Here is a 16333-nt window from a genome sequence, read left to right on the forward strand (position 1 = left end):
CGTGCGCCGGATGCGTGGCGACACCCGCCGTGGCGCAACGGCCAGCGGCCTGCACAGTCGCAGCGTGAGTTTGGGCACCGAGCTGCATTGCCGAGAGGGCTGCAAACAGGACGGGTTTGCCTGCGCGCCGTATCCGCAGCGCCTGATCGAAAGCGTCCTCAACCGCCTCGCCGCGGGATGCCTGTATCCGATTGACCCACCATTGAATTTCATCCGCCGCGCGCCGATGCCGATCGTCAGGCAGCAGAGAAAACGTAACGTTCGATGAATGTGGCCCGGACGGCCCGGCGCTCAAAGGTGAGACGTCCGAAGTCGCAGCATTCAGTGAGGGCTGCGTAGCGACGCGAGGAGCGCGGCCTGGCGAACGGGGAAGACGAGCGGTGCGGGGGCGAGCATCGGGGCGCAGGGAGAGCGGCGTGTCACGGTCCTCCAGAAGGTGAAGACCATTGGACCGCTCATCTCCCACACTGACTAGCACGTTGCGGGCTGCATACAAAAAAACCCGGTTGCATCGATTCGCGCAACCGGGCTGTTCACAACCTTAATTCACACCGGCGCGGTATTCACGCACGACGGATCAAAACAGGACAATCAGACCACGACCGTCTGCGCCTCACCTGCTGCGCTCTTGCGGATCGTGCCGATCTGCCAGACGGTTTCACCCGCGCCGGCGAGCAGACCCTGCGCGGCCTTTGCGTCGGCAGCCGACACCACGAGCACCATGCCGATGCCGCAGTTGAACACGCGATGCATTTCCGCGTCGGCAACACCACCTTCCTTCTGCAGCCAGCCGAACAGCGGCGGCAGCGGCCACGCACGATGGTCGAGTTCGGCGGTCAGGCCGTGCTGGAGAATACGCGGCACGTTTTCGACCAGGCCGCCGCCGGTGATGTGCGCGAGGCCCTTGACCTTGATCTGGTCCATCAGCGCGAGCACCGGCTTCACGTAGATGCGCGTCGGCGCCATCAGCGCGTCCGCGAGCGAGCGGCCGTCGAAATCCGCATCGAGGTCAGGCTTTGCGCGCTCGATGATCTTGCGCACGAGCGAGAAACCGTTCGAATGAATGCCGCTCGATGCAAGACCCAGCACCACATCGCCCGGTTCGATCGACTTGCCGTCAATGATTTCACTCTTTTCAACAGCGCCGACCGCGAAGCCCGCGAGATCATATTCACCGTCGGGATACATGCCTGGCATTTCCGCGGTTTCGCCGCCGATCAGCGCACAGCCCGACAGTTCACAGCCTTCGGCAATGCCCTTGACCACGCGCGCCGCCGTATCGACGTCGAGCTTGCCGCACGCAAAATAATCGAGGAAAAACAAGGGCTCGGCGCCCTGCACCAGGATGTCGTTGACGCTCATCGCGACGAGATCCTGACCGACGGTGTCGTGCTTGTTGAGGTCGAACGCCAGCTTGAGCTTGGTGCCCACGCCGTCGGTGCCCGACACGAGCACGGGTTCACGGTACTTCTTGGGCACTTCGAACAGCGCGCCGAAACCGCCGATCCCGCCTAGCACGCCGTCGCGCAGCGTCTTCTTGGCAAACGGCTTGATACGGTCGACCAGCGCGTCGCCCGCATCGATGTCGACGCCCGCGTCGCGATAGGACAGACCAGATGCGGCAGTGCCGACTTTGGGATCATTCATGGCGGAGCAAACAGTGAGGTTCGGTAGAATGCGGATTTTAACCGATGCGCAAGGGTCCGCCCCGACTCTCGCATCACACCGCGTGCATTCGTGCAGCAGGCCCTGCCTTTCCTGATGTCTTCCCTCGCGCCACCGCCCTCGTCCACGCCGCCCGCGCGCCAGCTCGTGCTCGACCTCGGCACGCCGCCGCCCGCGACGTTCGACAGCTTCGTCACCGGTGCGAACCTCGAACTTGTCGCCCAGCTTCGCGGCCTTAACGAGGCGCTTGGCGCCAGCGAGCCGCCTGCCGACCGTACGCTATTCATGTGGGGCAGCGGCGGAAGCGGCCGATCGCATCTGCTCCACGCGCTGTGCCACGCCACGGGCGGGAACCGCGCGCGCTATGCCGGTCCGCACAGCCCGCTGGCCGCTTTCGAGTTTTCCGCGGACGTGACCATCTATGCGGTCGACGACGTCCAGGCGTTGTCGGGGGCTCAGCAAGTCGCGCTGTTCAACCTGTTCAATGAAGTCCGTGCCCACGCCCGCCACGCACTCGTCGTCGCCGGCGATGCTGCGCCGCTCGGCCTCGCCGTGCGTGACGACCTGCGCACGCGACTGGGCTGGGGCCTTGTTTATCAGGTCGCAGCGCTCGATGACGACGGCAAGATTCTCGCGCTCAAGAACGCCGCACGCGCTCGCGGTATCGCGCTCGCCGACGATGTGCCGCCGTACCTGCTCACGCACTTCAAACGCGATATGCCGAGCCTGATGGCCTTGTTCGACGCGCTCGACCGCTTCTCGCTCGAACAAAAGCGGGCGGTCACACTCCCCCTGTTGCGCGCCATGCTCGCGAGCCCCGAAAACGGGGCGGCCGCGCCCTGACACATCCAGGCGGAACGCCTTTTCTGCTTCAAGTAAAATATCGCCCCATGACTAAAGCTGCACGCAACCTCGCACTGTTCGATCTCGATCACACGCTGCTGCCGACCGACAGCGACCACGAATGGGGCCGCTTCATGGTCCGGCTGGGCATCGTGGACGAGGCGAGCTTTTTGCGCGAACACGAGAAGTTCTATTCCGACTACAAGGCCGGAACGCTGGACATTTATGCCTACCTTCGCTTCGCGCTCGAGCCACTCACGCGCCACACGCGCGACGAGTTGCACGCCTGGCACGAGCAGTTCATGAAGGAAGTGATCCACCCGGCCATGCTGCCGGCCGCACTCGAGCTCGTGCGCGGCCACCAGGAAGCTGGCGACCTGGTCTGCATGATCACCGCCACGAATGCCTTCGTGACGGCTCCGATTGCACGCGCCTTCGGTATCGAATGCCTGATCGCGCCGATGCCCGCCACGGTGGACGGCGATCCGCTGGGCGCCTACACGGGCGAGATCGACGGTATCCCGAGCTTTCAGGAAGGCAAGATTCTGCGTACCGAGCAATGGCTCACCTCGCTCGGCCTTGACTGGTCGAGCTTTGAGCGCAGCTATTTCTACAGCGATTCGCGCAACGACATCCCGCTGCTCGAGAAGGTCACCGACCCGATCGCGACGAATCCCGACCCGACGTTGCGTGCTTTTGCCACCCAGCATGGCTGGCGCGTACTCGAACTGTTCGAAGCCAAGTGATAAAAAAACTCATACGCCGGCTACTGGGCCAGGACGAAGCCGATGCGGCGGCAGCCGATGCTGCCGATGCGCGCACCCCGACAACGCCGACCATCGTGTCGGCCGACGTTCACCATATCGATCCCGCGCTGATCTCGCGCAATGCGGTCCGTGTGACCGATACGCTTCAGCAGGCGGGGTTCCGTGCGTTTATCGTCGGCGGCGCCGTACGTGACCTGTTGCTCAACGTCGCGCCCAAGGACTTTGACGTCGCGACGGACGCAACACCCGAACAGGTCCAGAAGCTGTTTCGCCGTGCCCGGATCATCGGACGGCGCTTTCAGATCGTTCACGTGCAGTTCGGCCAGGACATCATCGAGACGTCGACGTTCCGCGCGCTCGTCGATCCGGCCGCCGAGACCGGCAGTAGCGGTAATGGCGGTAACAGCGGTGGTGGCGGTCAGGCTCAGGAAAGCGCGAGCGCGGAGCCGCCGCGCCGCCTGAAGCGCTCGGAGCTCGATCGCCGCACGCATGCGGTCGACGCGAGCGGTCGCGTGCTGCGCGACAACGTGTGGGGCGAGCAGCATGAAGACGCGACGCGTCGCGACTTCACGATCAACGCGATGTACTACGATCCGGCCACCCAGACGGTGCTCGATTATCACAACGGCATGGCCGATATCCGTGCGCGCACGCTGCGCATGATCGGCGATCCGGCGACGCGTTATCGCGAAGACCCGGTGCGGATGCTGCGCGTTGTACGCTTTGCGGCCAAGCTCGGCTTCGACATCGACCCGGCCACGCGCGCGCCGATCACGCGCCTCGCGGATCTGATCAACAACGTGCCCGCGGCGCGGCTCTTCGACGAAATGCTCAAGCTGCTGCTCTCGGGCCACGCGCTCGCCTGTCTGCAGCGCCTGCGCGCCGAGGGCCTGCATCACGGTCTGTTGCCGCTGCTCGATGTCGTGCTCGAACAGCCGCATGGCGAGAAGTTCGTCTCGCTCGCGCTGACCAGCACCGATGATCGCGTACGCGCCGGCAAGCCCGTCTCGCCGGGCTTTCTGTTCGCCGCCCTGTTGTGGCAACAGGTGCAGGACCGCTGGAACAAGCATACGGCCGGCGGCGAGTATCCGATTCCGGCGCTGCATCGCGCGATGGACGAAGTGCTCGACACGCAGACCGAAAAGCTGGCGATTCAAAAGCGCTTTGTCGCCGACATGAAGGAAATCTGGGCGATGCAGCCGCGGCTCGAAAAGCACAGCGGCCGTACCGCCCTGCGCCTGCTCGAGCATCCGCGTTTCCGTGCCGCGTTCGACTTCGTGATGCTGCGTTGCGAATCGGGCGAGCTGGATGCCGCGGTCGGCGCGTGGTGGAAGGATTTTGTCGAAGGCGACGTCGCCGCTCGCGAAGTGTTGCTCAATCAGGGCTCGACTCGTGAACGCGGCCCGCGCCGCCGTCGCCGCCGCGGCGGACGCAGCGGTGCGAAGCCCGGGGCGGACGACGGCGCGCCGCGTTCGCATCACGGAGCCGATGCCGACGATGATGCCGACGCCTCGTCGGGCGACGCCCCCGACGCGTGACATCTCGTCACGGACTGCGCGACGCATCGCCGGTGCACGGCATGACGCCGCTCAGTCCGCGGCCGATCCGCCACTCACCACCCGGAATCGCCGGCAATGTGTCGTGCCGCGTACCCGGGCGCATGATGCCGCGTGGTTTGATGCGGCCCGCGCATAGCACAGGGCTGAACGCAGCACGATGCCGCGAGGCGTGGCAAGATGCTTGCCGAACGGGTGGCAACGACCGCCCCGAACGGACTTGTAACAAACGAAGCACATAGATGACGTTAGCCTATCTCGGCCTCGGTGCGAACCTCGGCGATGCACGGCAGACGCTCAAGGATGCCGTCGTCTGCCTCGCGCAGCACTCAGGCCTGACTGTTGTTGCCAAGTCGGGCTTCTACCGCTCGGCTCCCGTCGATGCGGGCGGCGACGACTATATGAATGCCGTGGTGGCGATCGAGACTTCGCTCGCCGCAGCACGGCTGCTCGCGTTGTGCCTCGCGATCGAACACCACTTCGGCCGCGAGCGGCCGTTTCGCAATGCGCCGCGCACGCTCGACCTCGATATCCTGCTGTACGGTGACGACATCATCGACACGGCGGACCTCTGTGTGCCGCACCCGCGGATGACGCAACGCGCGTTCGTTCTCGTGCCGCTCGTCGAAGTCAGCCCCGATATCGTGATCCCGGGGCTGGGCCGCGCAGCCGACTTTGTCGCCGCGGTCTCGGACCAGCGCATCGAACGCGTCGATCTTGGCCAGTGCCGGATCCCGAACCGTGTCCCCTCTTCCTGAATCGCACGCCTGAAGCGCGTGCTTCCCTGGAGCCCCGTTCCATGAGTTATCTGCAAGATGCCGCGCGCACGGCGATCACGGTGCCGCGCCTCGCCGAAATGCGCGCGCGCGGTGAAAAGATCGCGATGCTGACAGCCTACGATGCAAGCTTCGCCGCGGCATGCGACGCCGCCGGTGTCGACTCGGTGCTGATCGGCGACTCGCTCGGCAACGTACTGCAAGGGCATACAACGACGCTGCCCGTCACGGTCGCCGATATTGCTTACCACACAGCCTCCGTATCGCGCGGCAACAAGAACGCGCTCGTGATTGCCGATTTGCCGTTCGGCAGCTACGGCACGCCGGTCGACGCGTTCAACAACGCTGTCACGCTGATGCGCGCGGGTGCGCAAATGGTCAAGCTCGAAGGCGGTGTCTGGCTCGCCGACACGATTCGCTTTCTGGTCGATCGCTCGGTCCCCGTCTGCGCGCATATCGGCCTGACGCCGCAATCGGTGCACGCGTTTGGCGGTTTCAAGGTGCAGGGCAAGTCCGACGAAGGCGCCGATCAGCTGCGGCGTGATGCGCAGGCGATCGAACAGGCCGGCGCGCAACTTGTCGTGATCGAGGCGGTACCCGCGAAGCTCGGCACCGAGGTCACGCAGATGCTGAGCATTCCGACGATCGGCATCGGCGCGGGCGTCGACTGTTCGGGTCAGGTGCTGGTCCTGCACGACATGCTCGGCGTGTTTCCAGGCAAGCGCCCTCGCTTCGTCAAGAACTTCCTCGAATCGGCCGGCAGCGTGCACGAAGCGATTGCCGCGTATGTGAAGGCCGTCAAGGAAGGCACCTTCCCCGGCCCCGAGCACGCGTTCTAGACACGTTCGACGACGTGCGCCCGCAGCGCGCCTCTAAGCGCGTTGCAGACAACGATCGCCTCGGCGTTCCTCACATCGGCGCGCGTCAGCACGCGTTCGGCCGCGGACCATGTCGGATCCTCGAGCATCACGCCGCGCAGGATGCCGGGCAACAATCCACAGTGCAGCGGCGGCGTGAACCACCGCCCATCCAGTTGCACGAATACATTGGTGCGACCGCCTTCGGTCAGCTCGCCACGCGAGTTGAAGAAGAGCATGTCGAACGCGCCATGCTGCTCAGCCATGCGCCACGCGGCATCGTACGTTTCGCGTGCAGTCGTTTTGTGCGCGAGCAGCGCGTTGTCCGCGTCGGTCGGCCCAAATCCGTACTCGTCTGCGAAGACGATATTTACATCGAACGGGGGCGATGCCGTCGCTGAGTCAGCGCCGTCCGTGGCGACGGTCGGCGCATGCAGCGGAGGTAGCGCAGGCGGCACGAGGGGCACAAGCGGGCCACCACCGATCTCGATCTGACCGGTTGAGTTCAACGACAGTTTGACCCGATGCGTGCCGTCGCTGAGCAGCGCGACATACGCGCGCATTGCCTCGACTATGGCGGCATCATCGGCACGCAGGCCGAGTTCGGCCGCACTGTGCACGAGCCGGGCCAGATGCCGGTCGAAGTGGACGACCCCGCCATCGCGGGTGGCACGCATCGTTTCGAACAGGCCGATACCCGAATCGAGTCCGGTCGCGAATCGCGCTTTCACCTTGCACTCCTCCCATTCTGAATCGGCTTCGCTGTCGAGCACGATGCCGGCGCCGACACCCATCTGGCCGGTACGCCCACCCGGCTCGAGGACCAGCGTGCGGATCGCGACCGACAGGCAAAAATCGCCGCAGCGCTGACCGGGCGACGGTGCATCGAGCCAGCCGATCGACCCGGTGTACAGGCCGCGCGCCGATTGTTCGAGCGAGGCAATCAACTCCATCGCGCGATGCTTGGGTGCACCCGTAATCGACCCGCACGGAAACAACGCGCGCAGGACCTGCGCGAAGCTCAACGACTCACGCAGCCGGGCACGCACCGTCGATGTCATCTGCCACACGCGGCCATAGGCATCGACCGAAAACAACTCGGGCACCGACACGGAACCAATCTCCGCGACGCGGCCGATGTCGTTGCGCAGCAAGTCGACGATCATCAGGTTCTCGGCGCGATTCTTCGGATCTGCGGCGAGCGCTTCGCGTACGCGCTGATCCTCGACAGCGTCGTCGACGCGCGCCGCCGTGCCCTTCATCGGTTGTGCGTGAAGCGTGCCGCGCTCGTGCTGCAGAAACAGTTCGGGCGAGCATGACAGCACGTGGCGTCCATCGGGCATCGCGATCAGCGCGCCGTATCGCACGGGTTGCCTCGCACGCAAGCGCCGATAGAGTGCGACGGGTGGCCCGAACGTATCGAACCCGAGACGGTATGTGTAGTTGATCTGATACGTGTCACCACGCTCGAGGGCGGCATGGATATCGTCGATCGCCGCGTCGAACTGCGCGCGCGTCGTATCGCGCGCGATGTGTGTGAGCCCCGCAACGGCGGGCTCCGATGTCGGATGCGGGGCGGGGGGGGCGATCGAGTCGGGCTTCAGATTCAGCCCCGCTTCCTGGTCTTCCAACCATGCATCGACCTGCTCACGCGAGAGCCGCTCGCACCGCGCAAAAAGCAAAAAGCGCAGGGCCGGTTTCCCGGCCTGCGCTTTTTCCACCACGTCGGCGGCAATATGGTCGACCGACACGAGTGCACCCCACTCGTAGTCGGCAAGCACGACCGCATGTAGCCCTTCGTGCTCGAGAGCGTGCGCCGCCTGCGCGCACACCGCATCCACATCGTGCGCGCCGTACGACGCCAGCTCGCGAACCAGGCCCGTATAGAGCCGGCTCGTCGCCTGCGTCGCCGACGCGTTGCAATCATCGAGCAACGCGTACGACATCACCACGCCATGCTTATTCGAAGAAGCTCTTTACGCGATCGAACCAGCCCTTGCTCTGCGGGCTATGACGCGCACCACCCTCGTTGAGCGACTTCTCGAACTGCTTGAGCAACTCGCGCTGCGTGTCCGTGAGCTTGACCGGTGTCTCGACGACAACGTGCACGTAGAGATCGCCGGGCACCGAAGCCCGCACGCCCTTGATACCCTTGCCGCGCAAGCGGAACGTACGGCCCGACTGCGTGCCTTCGGGCACCGGGAACGTCACGCGCCCCGACAGCGTCGGCACTTCGATCTCGCCACCGAGCGCCGCCGTCGTGAAGGCGATCGGCATCTGGCAATGCAGGTCGTCGCCATCACGCTCGAACACCGTGTGCGGCTTGATATGAATCTCGACGAACAAGTCGCCCGACGGTCCGCCGTTCAGACCCGGTTCGCCGTTGCCGGCCGAACGGATACGCATGCCGTCGTCGATCCCTGCCGGAATCTTGACCTCGAGCGTCTTCGTCTGCTTGACCTTGCCGGCACCGTGACAGTTCGCGCAAGGCTCGGGGATATAGCTTCCCGACCCATGGCACTTCGGGCACGTCTGCTGGATGCTGAAGAAGCCTTGCGACATGCGCACCGCACCGCTGCCACCGCACGTCGGGCAGGTCTCGGGCTTGGTGCCCGGCTTCGCGCCGTTGCCGTGACAGATGTCGCAGGTCGTCCAGCTCGGCACGCGGATCTGCGTCTCGTAGCCATGGGCCGCCTGCTCGAGCGTGATCTCCATGCTGTAGCGCAGGTCGGCGCCGCGATATTGCTGCGGACCGCCGCCGCCGCGGCCGCCGCGCGCACCCGCACCGCCCGCCGCCTGGCCAAAGATGTCACCGAAGATATCGCCGAATGCTTCGGCAAATCCGCCGAATCCCTGACCGCCCGCGCCCGCCATATTCGGGTCGACACCGGCGTGGCCGTACTGATCGTACGCTGCGCGCTTCTGCGCGTCGGACAGCATTTCATAGGCCTCCTTGGCCTCCTTGAAATGCTCTTCCGCATCCTTGTTGTCCGGGTTCCGGTCGGGGTGATACTTCATCGCGAGCTTGCGATACGACTTCTTGATTTCGTCTTCGCTCGCGTTCTTGGCAACGCCCAGAACCTCGTAGTAATCCCGTTTCGCCATAATTCTCGGTACGACTCGCTGCGGGCCTTGCGACCCTCACAAAAACGATATGGCCTGGTCGCCCCAAAAGGGTCGCCAGGCGCCGTATTCCACAAGCAAAACGGCCGTCCGGTGTAACGCGGACGGCCTGCCTGGAACGTTTAGTCCTTCTTCACTTCCTTGAAGTCGGCGTCGACGACGTCGTCTTCGGCCTTGCCCGAAGCCTGATGTGCTTCGCCAGCCTGCTCAGCGCCCTCTTGCGCGCCGCCTGCAGCCTGCGCGGCCTGCATGTCGGCATACATCTTTTCGCCGAGCTTCTGCGATGCAGCCGACAGGGCTTCGACCTTCGCGTCGATGTCGGCCTTTTCGCCGCCACGCACGGCGTCTTCGAGGTCCTTGATCGCGCCTTCGATCTTCGTCTTCTCGTCGGCTTCCAGCTTGTCGCCGTATTCCGTCAGCGCCTTGCGGCTGCTGTGGATCAGCGCATCAGCCTGGTTACGCGATTCGGCGAGCTCACGCAGCTTCTTGTCTTCGGCCGCATTCGCTTCAGCGTCCTTGACCATGCGCTCGATTTCCTGCTCCGACAGACCCGAGTTCGCCTTGATCGTGATCTTGTTTTCCTTGCCGGTCGCCTTGTCCTTCGCCGACACGTGCAGGATGCCGTTCGCATCGACGTCGAACGACACTTCGATCTGCGGCACGCCACGCGGTGCGGGCGGGATGCCTTCGAGGTTGAACTCGCCCAGCAGCTTGTTGCGAACGACCATCTCGCCTTCGCCCTGGAACACCTTGATCGTCACGGCGCCCTGGTTGTCGTCGGCCGTCGAGAACACCTGACCGTGCTTCGTCGGGATCGTCGTATTCCGCGAAATCATCGTCGTCATCACGCCGCCGAGCGTCTCGATACCGAGCGAGAGCGGCGACACGTCGAGCAGCAGCACGTCCTTGCGGTCGCCCGACAGAACCTGACCTTGAATCGCAGCACCGACGGCCACGGCTTCGTCCGGGTTCACGTCACGGCGCGGTTCCTTGCCGAAGAACTCCTTGACCTTCTCCTGCACCTTCGGCATCCGCGTCATACCGCCGACGAGAATCACGTCGTCGATGTCGCCGACCTTCAGGCCCTTGTCGTTCATGGCCTTGCGGCACGGTTCGATCGTGCGTTCGATCAGGTCTTCGACCAGCGCTTCGAGCTTGGCGCGCGTGAGCTTGAGGCTCAAGTGCTTCGGACCGCTTGCATCGGCCGTGATGTACGGCAGGTTCAGTTCGGTCTGCGCCGAGCTCGACAGCTCGATCTTGGCCTTTTCAGCCGCTTCTTTCAGGCGTTGCAGCGCGAGCACGTCCTTCGACAGGTCGACGCCCTGGTCCTTTTTGAACTCGCTGATGATGTAGTCGATGATGCGCTGGTCGAAGTCTTCACCGCCGAGGAACGTATCGCCGTTCGTCGAGAGCACTTCGAGCTGCGTTTCACCGTCGACGTCAGCGATTTCAATGATCGACACGTCGAACGTGCCGCCACCGAGGTCGTACACGGCAATCTTGCGGTCGCCCTTTTCAGCCTTGTCGAGACCGAACGCGAGTGCAGCCGCCGTCGGTTCGTTGATGATGCGCTTGACGTCGAGACCCGCGATGCGGCCGGCATCCTTCGTCGCCTGACGCTGCGAGTCGTTGAAGTACGCGGGCACCGTGATCACGGCTTCCGTCACCGGCTCGCCGAGATAGTCTTCGGCGGTCTTCTTCATCTTGCGCAGCACTTCGGCCGAGATCTGCGGCGGAGCGAGCTTTTGGTCGCGCACTTCGATCCAGGCGTCACCGTTGTCGGCCTTGACGATCTTGTAAGGCATCAGTCCGATGTCTTTCTGGACTTCCTTTTCCTCGAAACGGCGGCCGATCAGGCGCTTCGCCGCGTACACCGTATTGCGCGGGTTCGTGACGGCCTGACGCTTGGCGGGTGCGCCAACGAGGACTTCACCGTCTTCCATATAGGCGATGATCGACGGCGTCGTGCGCGTGCCTTCCGCGTTTTCGATGACTTTCGTCGTGTTGCCTTCCATGATCGCCACGCACGAATTCGTCGTGCCGAGGTCGATACCGATGATTTTGGCCATGTGTCAAATCTCCGTGAATGCTTTGGTTCCGGCCCTGCATCGCCTGCAAGGCACTCAATGTCTGATGTCAGCTAAATAGGGGCACGCTACTTCGTTTCAAGACCCTTTTTTGATCAGGGCGATATTTTTTTCAATCACCCGACCGCGGCCCGTCCGCGTGCGTTCGCCCCTCGGCTGCTTCGCTTACTTTGCTGCTGCGACCGTCACGAGCGCGGGACGCAGCACGCGGTCGGCGATCAGGAAGCCTTTCTGCAGCACGGCAACCACGGTGTTCGGCTCCTGATCGGCCGGCACCATCGAAATCGCCTGGTGGCGGTGCGGATCGAACTTCTCGCCAATCGGGTTGATGACCGCGACGCGACCCTTCTCGAGCGCCGAATTCAGCTGGCGCAACGTGAGTTCGACGCCTTCACGGATCTTGCCGAGATCGCCCGTCGTGTCACCGGCCGCGGCTTCGAGGCTGTCGACGACCGGCAGCAGATGTTCCGCGAAACGCTCGATCGCAAACTTGTGCGACTTTTCGAGTTCTTCCTGCGCGCGGCGGCGCACGTTTTCCGTCTCGGCCTTGGCGCGCAGGTAGTTTTCCTGCATCTCGGCCAGCTTGGCCTGCGCATCGGCGAGGGCCTGGGCGCCGGTTGCCGCATCCGTGGCGCCTGCCGCCGGTGCATCGGCGCCGGGCGCTGCCGCGCCGGCTGCCTGGCTCGCTGCCTGGGCGGCAGCAGCGTTCTCGGGGGTTTCGCCCGGGTTCTGCGTCGCTTGGTTCTCTTCCATGCTCATTCCGTCTGGGTCATCAATCGATTACTGGTGAACAGGCGGCAGACATTGCTGTCCGGCCGCGGCGTCGCGCTGCCGTTACCGGGGAAGCCCGGCGCCCGGGAAGCCCGGCAATTCGCCGGTCGTGCGGGTCGCGGCCTGCCGGAGTCCTGCGCAGGCTGCGTACCCGGGGCATCCGGAACGGACGCACGCGCAAACGCACGCACTGCCTGGGTCGCGCAATCGGCACGGCATGCCCGACCAGCGCGGCATGCTATCAGGTCCTGATCGGGCCCCGAAATTTTTCGCCCCGGAATCGGACCGCGTGTCGCCAAAGTCACGCCTTGCCCGATATCGGGCCTATCGGCCCCATTTCAAGGATCAATTTGACAAATTTTTTCACCGCCCGCGGTTTGCAATAGCTCGTTACATAGGGTGTCGTGCCGATACCTCAATATGATTGAGGGGTCTTTTTGGCTGACCTACACTCATTGTCATCACGCGCATACGAGCGCGAGCACGGTCAACCGGCCTTACGGCCGACGCCGGAGTTGCTTCGGACCCTCTCAGGTCAATCCACGAGCATCCCGACGTCGCCCTGTGTGCTTCGCGCCAACGTCTTTCCGGAGTGGGGAGCTCCGGTGGCGTCGTAGCTGACGCCCGCCCGTGACAGCCAGGCTCCGGGCATCAAGGTTGCGCTCGGGTTGGGTGTCATGGACAAAACGTGCAAAGCGCAAGCGAAGGAATCGTCATGAGACTCAGCTTTGCGGTTGCAACCATCATGGCCGTGCTGATTGCCACGACCCTGGAAATCTGTATGTCCGGCGCGGTCACGCGCTGCAATTCCGAATACGGCGGCGCAAAGGCGACGATCATGCAATGGGTCGCACCCCGGCCGGCCGCGTGCCGGTGAACGTAGCGACTGAAACGCCCGTCTGACTGACGTGGCCGACGCGCTTCGGCTCTGGACCGCTCGTGTACGCCAGGTGCTCGCCCTGCTGACGGGCCCGCATCGCGACGAACCGCTGACTTAATCCCCGCCCGAAAATCGATCCATATCGCGCCGGTCGCGCTTGGTCGGCCGGCCATGGCGCTCGGCCGCCGGTTCATGAAACGTCTTGCGGCGCGCCAGCTCATCGGATCGCGCCTTTGTGCTTTCCGGGGTCTCCGCGTAGAGCGTCTGCGCGACCGTGGCGGGTCCCCGCACATCGCAGATTCCGAGGACTTCAACTTCCCAGCGCAGCCGCTCGATCTCGATCGTCACAAGATCGCCGACGCGTACTTCCTTTGCAGTCTTCACCGCATCGCCGTTCACCCTTACACGGCCCTTCCCGACCGCATCCGCGGCGAGCGAGCGCGTCTTGAAGAAGCGCGCCGCCCATAGCCATTTGTCGATGCGCAGGCGCGCGGTGGGTTCGGTTGAAATCTTGTATTGCATCAACGTATCAGAGCAAAAAACAGCGGAGTGCCTTTTCGGATTGCGTCGTTCTCCGGACGGGCCAAACAGGCGCGCTAGTCACGCTTCCGAGCAACCCGACTGGGTAGTCGCGGTCAACGAACGGCGTGCAGGAAATCCTGCGCGGCCGCCCTGCGGTCCGCGGGCGACGCGACCGCCTGAACCTCGACCCACCCGCCAAGATTGGCCAACGCGATCTGGCCGAGCGCCTCGATGAACGCCGGCGACGCGTTCACGCACGGCACGCGATGATATTCCTTGCCGCCGGCCTTCAGAAACGCGTCGCGCCCTTCCATGCCGATCTCTTCGATCGTTTCGAGACAGTCCGCCGTGAAGCCCGGGCAAAACACGTCGACGCGCCGAACGCCTGCGGCGCCGAGTTCGGCAAGCGTCGGCGCCGTATAGGGCTGGAGCCATTCCTCGCGACCGAACTGCGACTGGAAGGTCACCCGGCAACTCGTCTCGTCGAGACCAAGTGCCTGGGCCAGCAGACCACCCGTGAGCTGACACTGGTTGTGATACGGATCGCCGAGGTTCAGCGTGCGCTTGGGCAAGCCGTGAAAACTCAACAACAATCGGTCGCCTGCGGCGAAATTCGGCACGCCATGAATCGCCCAATATTCGCGAATCTGCGCCGCGAGTGAAGCGATATAGCCCGGCGCATCCGGATATTGTTTGATCGCGCGGATCTCGGGTTGATTGCGCATGCGCCGCATTGCGTCCGCGACCTTGTCGAACGCGGTGGCCACGGTCGATGCGGCATATTGCGGATACATCGGCAGCAGCAGGATGCGATCGGCGCCGGCGCGCTTGAGCTGGCCGAGGACGTCCGCGATGGACGGCGAGCCGTAGCGCATTGCGTAATCGACCAGCACTGGCACGCCGTGCGCCACAAACCATGCGCGCAATGCGTTGGTCTGTTGCTCGGTGTAGACGCGCAGCGGCGAGCCTTCGGGCATCCAGACCGAGGTGTATTTGTGGGCCGACGCGCGGCCGCGAAACGGCAGGATCGCGCCACGGAGAATCGGTTGCCAGATCCACTGCGGGATTTCGACGACGCGCGGGTCCGACAGGAATTCAGCCAGGTATTTGCGTACCGCGCGCGGCGTCGGCGCGTCGGGCGTGCCGAGATTGATCAGCAACACCGCCGTGCGCTGCGCCGTCGCATTCGGGTCCTGGGAAGGAAGTTCAAGATCGAATCGCATCAGTTCGGCAGAGAGTCGGCGAAGGGGCCATTGTGCACCCGGATGGCCGCGCTTGCGACCAGTCAGCCGATACGATTCTTCTATGGCGCCGATTGGGTGCGTGGCGCCGTCAAGCGCGGCACGCGTGACGACTCAATGCTGGCTCAACGCATTCGACAGCAAACGTGCCGTGATATCGACAATCGGAATCACACGTTGATACGCCATCCGGGTCGGGCCGATGACGCCTAGGGTGCCGACGATCTTGCCGTCGACCTCGTAGGGTGCGGTGACGACGCTCATTTCCTCGATCGGTACGAGGTTCGACTCGCCGCCGATAAAGATCTGCACGCCCTGCGCGTGGCTCGACACGTCGAGTAGCTGGAGCAGGCTCGTGCGCTGGTCGAAAACGTCGAACAGCTTGCGCAGCCGCGCCATGTCCGACGACAGGTCGGCAACCTCCAGCAGGTTCCGTTCGCCTGAAATCAGCACCGTTTCGCCGGGATCCGTTTCGTCGGTGCTCGCCGCCACGGCCTGCTGCATCAGCACGGTCATGTCGCCACGCAATTGATCGATTTCGGTGCGCAAACGCCGGCGCACTTCGTCGAAACTGAGACCCGCGAAATTACTATTGATGTAGTTCGACGCTTCGATCAGCTGCGCGGGCGAATATTCGCGCTGCGTCGCCATGATGCGGTTCTGCACGTCGCCTTCGGGCGTCACGATGATCAGCAGGATCCGCTTCTCCGACAGCCGCATGAACTCGATCTGCTTGAACACATGGCTGCGGCGCGGCGTCAGCACGACGCCCGCGAACTGCGACAGGTTCGACAACACGCTCGCCGCTGCTGCGACAAGCTTGGCCGGTTCGGCCGGCGTAAGCCGTTGCTGGACGTTCTGCTTGACCTGCTCGTCGTCGGAAAGCGGCTGGACGGTCAACATCGTGTCCACGAACAGCCGATAGGCACGCGGCGTCGGCACCCGTCCCGCAGAGGTATGCGGGCTCGAGACGAGTCCAAGCTCCTCGAGATCGGACATCACGTTGCGGATCGTCGCGGGCGACAGCTCCAGCCCCGAGAACTTCGACAGCGTGCGCGAGCCGACCGGCTGACCTTCGGCGATGTACCGTTCGATCAGGGTCTTGAGCAGGGTTTGGGCGCGTGGGTCGAGCATGGACCGATTGTAACCGGATGGCGGCGGCGTGCATGCGGGTTAAAAGGACGTTTCATTGCCCGCTTTTCCACGATTGCCGCGCAATTGTGCGAAGCCGGCACGACATCCGGA

15 protein-coding genes are annotated in these 16333 nt (G+C 64.0%); 7 read left to right on the forward strand and 8 right to left on the reverse strand.

All coding sequences use genetic code 11. From position 1 onward, the window contains the following. Window positions 1-10 precede the first annotated feature (10 nt). The gene (locus ACMFWR_RS16860; RefSeq protein WP_413192738.1) at window positions 11-268 is read left to right on the forward strand and encodes a hypothetical protein; all 258 of its coding nucleotides are present in this window, start codon (window positions 11-13) and stop codon (window positions 266-268) included. A 323-nt stretch (window positions 269-591) separates the two neighbouring features. On the opposite strand, the gene purM is transcribed toward ACMFWR_RS16860, so the two are convergent. After that, on the reverse strand, window positions 592-1647 hold the full coding sequence (gene purM, locus ACMFWR_RS16865) for a phosphoribosylformylglycinamidine cyclo-ligase (protein WP_413192739.1): 1056 nt from the start codon (window positions 1645-1647) through the stop codon (window positions 592-594). 114 nt (window positions 1648-1761) lie between these two features. Here purM and hda point away from each other — a divergent pair, with 114 nt between their 5' ends. The 5 genes from hda (at window position 1762) to panB (ending at window position 6446) form a co-directional block, all read left to right on the forward strand. Continuing rightward, window positions 1762-2508, forward strand: coding sequence for a DnaA regulatory inactivator Hda (gene hda, locus ACMFWR_RS16870; RefSeq protein WP_413192740.1), 747 nt, complete (start codon window positions 1762-1764; stop codon window positions 2506-2508). Between the two features lie 47 nt (window positions 2509-2555). Continuing rightward, complete coding sequence (locus ACMFWR_RS16875; protein WP_413192741.1) at window positions 2556-3254, forward strand: HAD family hydrolase; 699 nt, start codon at window positions 2556-2558, stop codon at window positions 3252-3254. Beyond that, complete coding sequence (pcnB, locus tag ACMFWR_RS16880) at window positions 3251-4813, forward strand: polynucleotide adenylyltransferase PcnB (protein WP_413192742.1); 1563 nt, start codon at window positions 3251-3253, stop codon at window positions 4811-4813. Before ACMFWR_RS16875 ends, pcnB begins: the two co-directional genes overlap by 4 nt. A 260-nt stretch (window positions 4814-5073) precedes the next feature. Beyond that, the gene (folK, locus tag ACMFWR_RS16885) at window positions 5074-5589 is read left to right on the forward strand and encodes a 2-amino-4-hydroxy-6-hydroxymethyldihydropteridine diphosphokinase (RefSeq protein WP_413192743.1); all 516 of its coding nucleotides are present in this window, start codon (window positions 5074-5076) and stop codon (window positions 5587-5589) included. Between the two features lie 41 nt (window positions 5590-5630). After that, the gene (panB, locus tag ACMFWR_RS16890) at window positions 5631-6446 is read left to right on the forward strand and encodes a 3-methyl-2-oxobutanoate hydroxymethyltransferase (RefSeq protein WP_413192744.1); all 816 of its coding nucleotides are present in this window, start codon (window positions 5631-5633) and stop codon (window positions 6444-6446) included. Here the strand turns inward: panB and pabB are convergent. The 4 genes from pabB to grpE form a co-directional block, all read right to left on the reverse strand. After that, the gene (gene pabB, locus ACMFWR_RS16895; RefSeq protein ID WP_413192745.1) at window positions 6443-8410 is read right to left on the reverse strand and encodes an aminodeoxychorismate synthase component I; all 1968 of its coding nucleotides are present in this window, start codon (window positions 8408-8410) and stop codon (window positions 6443-6445) included. The genes panB and pabB overlap by 4 nt on opposite strands. Before the next feature lie 13 nt (window positions 8411-8423). Next, entirely contained in the window at window positions 8424-9569 is a 1146-nt protein-coding gene (dnaJ, locus tag ACMFWR_RS16900; RefSeq protein WP_413192746.1) for a molecular chaperone DnaJ, read from the reverse strand. A 140-nt stretch (window positions 9570-9709) separates the two neighbouring features. After that, window positions 9710-11656, reverse strand: a complete 1947-nt coding sequence (gene dnaK, locus ACMFWR_RS16905) for a molecular chaperone DnaK (protein WP_413192747.1) — start codon at window positions 11654-11656, stop codon at window positions 9710-9712. A gap of 183 nt (window positions 11657-11839) precedes the next feature. Next, window positions 11840-12433 carry a nucleotide exchange factor GrpE gene (grpE, locus tag ACMFWR_RS16910; RefSeq protein ID WP_413192748.1) on the reverse strand — a complete coding sequence of 198 codons (594 nt, stop codon included), beginning with the start codon at window positions 12431-12433 and terminating at the stop codon, window positions 11840-11842. Window positions 12434-13160: 727 nt separating this feature from the next. Here grpE and ACMFWR_RS16915 point away from each other — a divergent pair. Then, window positions 13161-13322 (forward strand): hypothetical protein, encoded by a 162-nt coding sequence (locus ACMFWR_RS16915; RefSeq protein ID WP_413192749.1) that lies wholly within the window; start codon window positions 13161-13163, stop codon window positions 13320-13322. Between the two features lie 117 nt (window positions 13323-13439). On the opposite strand, the gene ACMFWR_RS16920 is transcribed toward ACMFWR_RS16915, so the two are convergent. From ACMFWR_RS16920 to hrcA, 3 genes are all read right to left on the reverse strand, one after another. Continuing rightward, window positions 13440-13847 carry an RNA-binding S4 domain-containing protein gene (locus ACMFWR_RS16920; RefSeq protein WP_413192750.1) on the reverse strand — a complete coding sequence of 136 codons (408 nt, stop codon included), beginning with the start codon at window positions 13845-13847 and terminating at the stop codon, window positions 13440-13442. Window positions 13848-13960: 113 nt separating this feature from the next. Next, the gene (hemH, locus tag ACMFWR_RS16925; RefSeq protein ID WP_413192751.1) at window positions 13961-15070 is read right to left on the reverse strand and encodes a ferrochelatase; all 1110 of its coding nucleotides are present in this window, start codon (window positions 15068-15070) and stop codon (window positions 13961-13963) included. Window positions 15071-15202: 132 nt separating this feature from the next. Beyond that, complete coding sequence (gene hrcA, locus ACMFWR_RS16930) at window positions 15203-16222, reverse strand: heat-inducible transcriptional repressor HrcA (protein WP_413192752.1); 1020 nt, start codon at window positions 16220-16222, stop codon at window positions 15203-15205. Window positions 16223-16333: the final 111 nt, after the last annotated feature.

It is taken from the genome of Pararobbsia alpina, assembly GCF_965118125.1.
GTDB classification, from domain to species: domain Bacteria; phylum Pseudomonadota; class Gammaproteobacteria; order Burkholderiales; family Burkholderiaceae; genus Pararobbsia; species Pararobbsia alpina_A.

Bases quoted from the DNA above. Each gene is read 5' to 3' on its own strand.
- hrcA (WP_413192752.1), bottom strand. From the start codon at position 16,222: ATGCTCGACCCACGCGCCCAAACCCTGCTCAAGACCCTGATCGAACGG.
- ACMFWR_RS16875 (WP_413192741.1), top strand. From the start codon at position 2,556: ATGACTAAAGCTGCACGCAACCTCGCACTGTTCGATCTCGATCACACG.
- purM (WP_413192739.1), bottom strand. From the start codon at position 1,647: ATGAATGATCCCAAAGTCGGCACTGCCGCATCTGGTCTGTCCTATCGC.
- folK (WP_413192743.1), top strand. From the start codon at position 5,074: ATGACGTTAGCCTATCTCGGCCTCGGTGCGAACCTCGGCGATGCACGG.
- ACMFWR_RS16915 (WP_413192749.1), top strand. From the start codon at position 13,161: ATGAGACTCAGCTTTGCGGTTGCAACCATCATGGCCGTGCTGATTGCC.
- grpE (WP_413192748.1), bottom strand. From the start codon at position 12,433: ATGAGCATGGAAGAGAACCAAGCGACGCAGAACCCGGGCGAAACCCCC.
- pabB (WP_413192745.1), bottom strand. From the start codon at position 8,410: ATGTCGTACGCGTTGCTCGATGATTGCAACGCGTCGGCGACGCAGGCG.
- ACMFWR_RS16920 (WP_413192750.1), bottom strand. From the start codon at position 13,847: ATGCAATACAAGATTTCAACCGAACCCACCGCGCGCCTGCGCATCGAC.
- hda (WP_413192740.1), top strand. From the start codon at position 1,762: ATGTCTTCCCTCGCGCCACCGCCCTCGTCCACGCCGCCCGCGCGCCAG.
- dnaJ (WP_413192746.1), bottom strand. From the start codon at position 9,569: ATGGCGAAACGGGATTACTACGAGGTTCTGGGCGTTGCCAAGAACGCG.
- ACMFWR_RS16860 (WP_413192738.1), top strand. From the start codon at position 11: ATGCGTGGCGACACCCGCCGTGGCGCAACGGCCAGCGGCCTGCACAGT.
- dnaK (WP_413192747.1), bottom strand. From the start codon at position 11,656: ATGGCCAAAATCATCGGTATCGACCTCGGCACGACGAATTCGTGCGTG.
- panB (WP_413192744.1), top strand. From the start codon at position 5,631: ATGAGTTATCTGCAAGATGCCGCGCGCACGGCGATCACGGTGCCGCGC.
- hemH (WP_413192751.1), bottom strand. From the start codon at position 15,070: ATGCGATTCGATCTTGAACTTCCTTCCCAGGACCCGAATGCGACGGCG.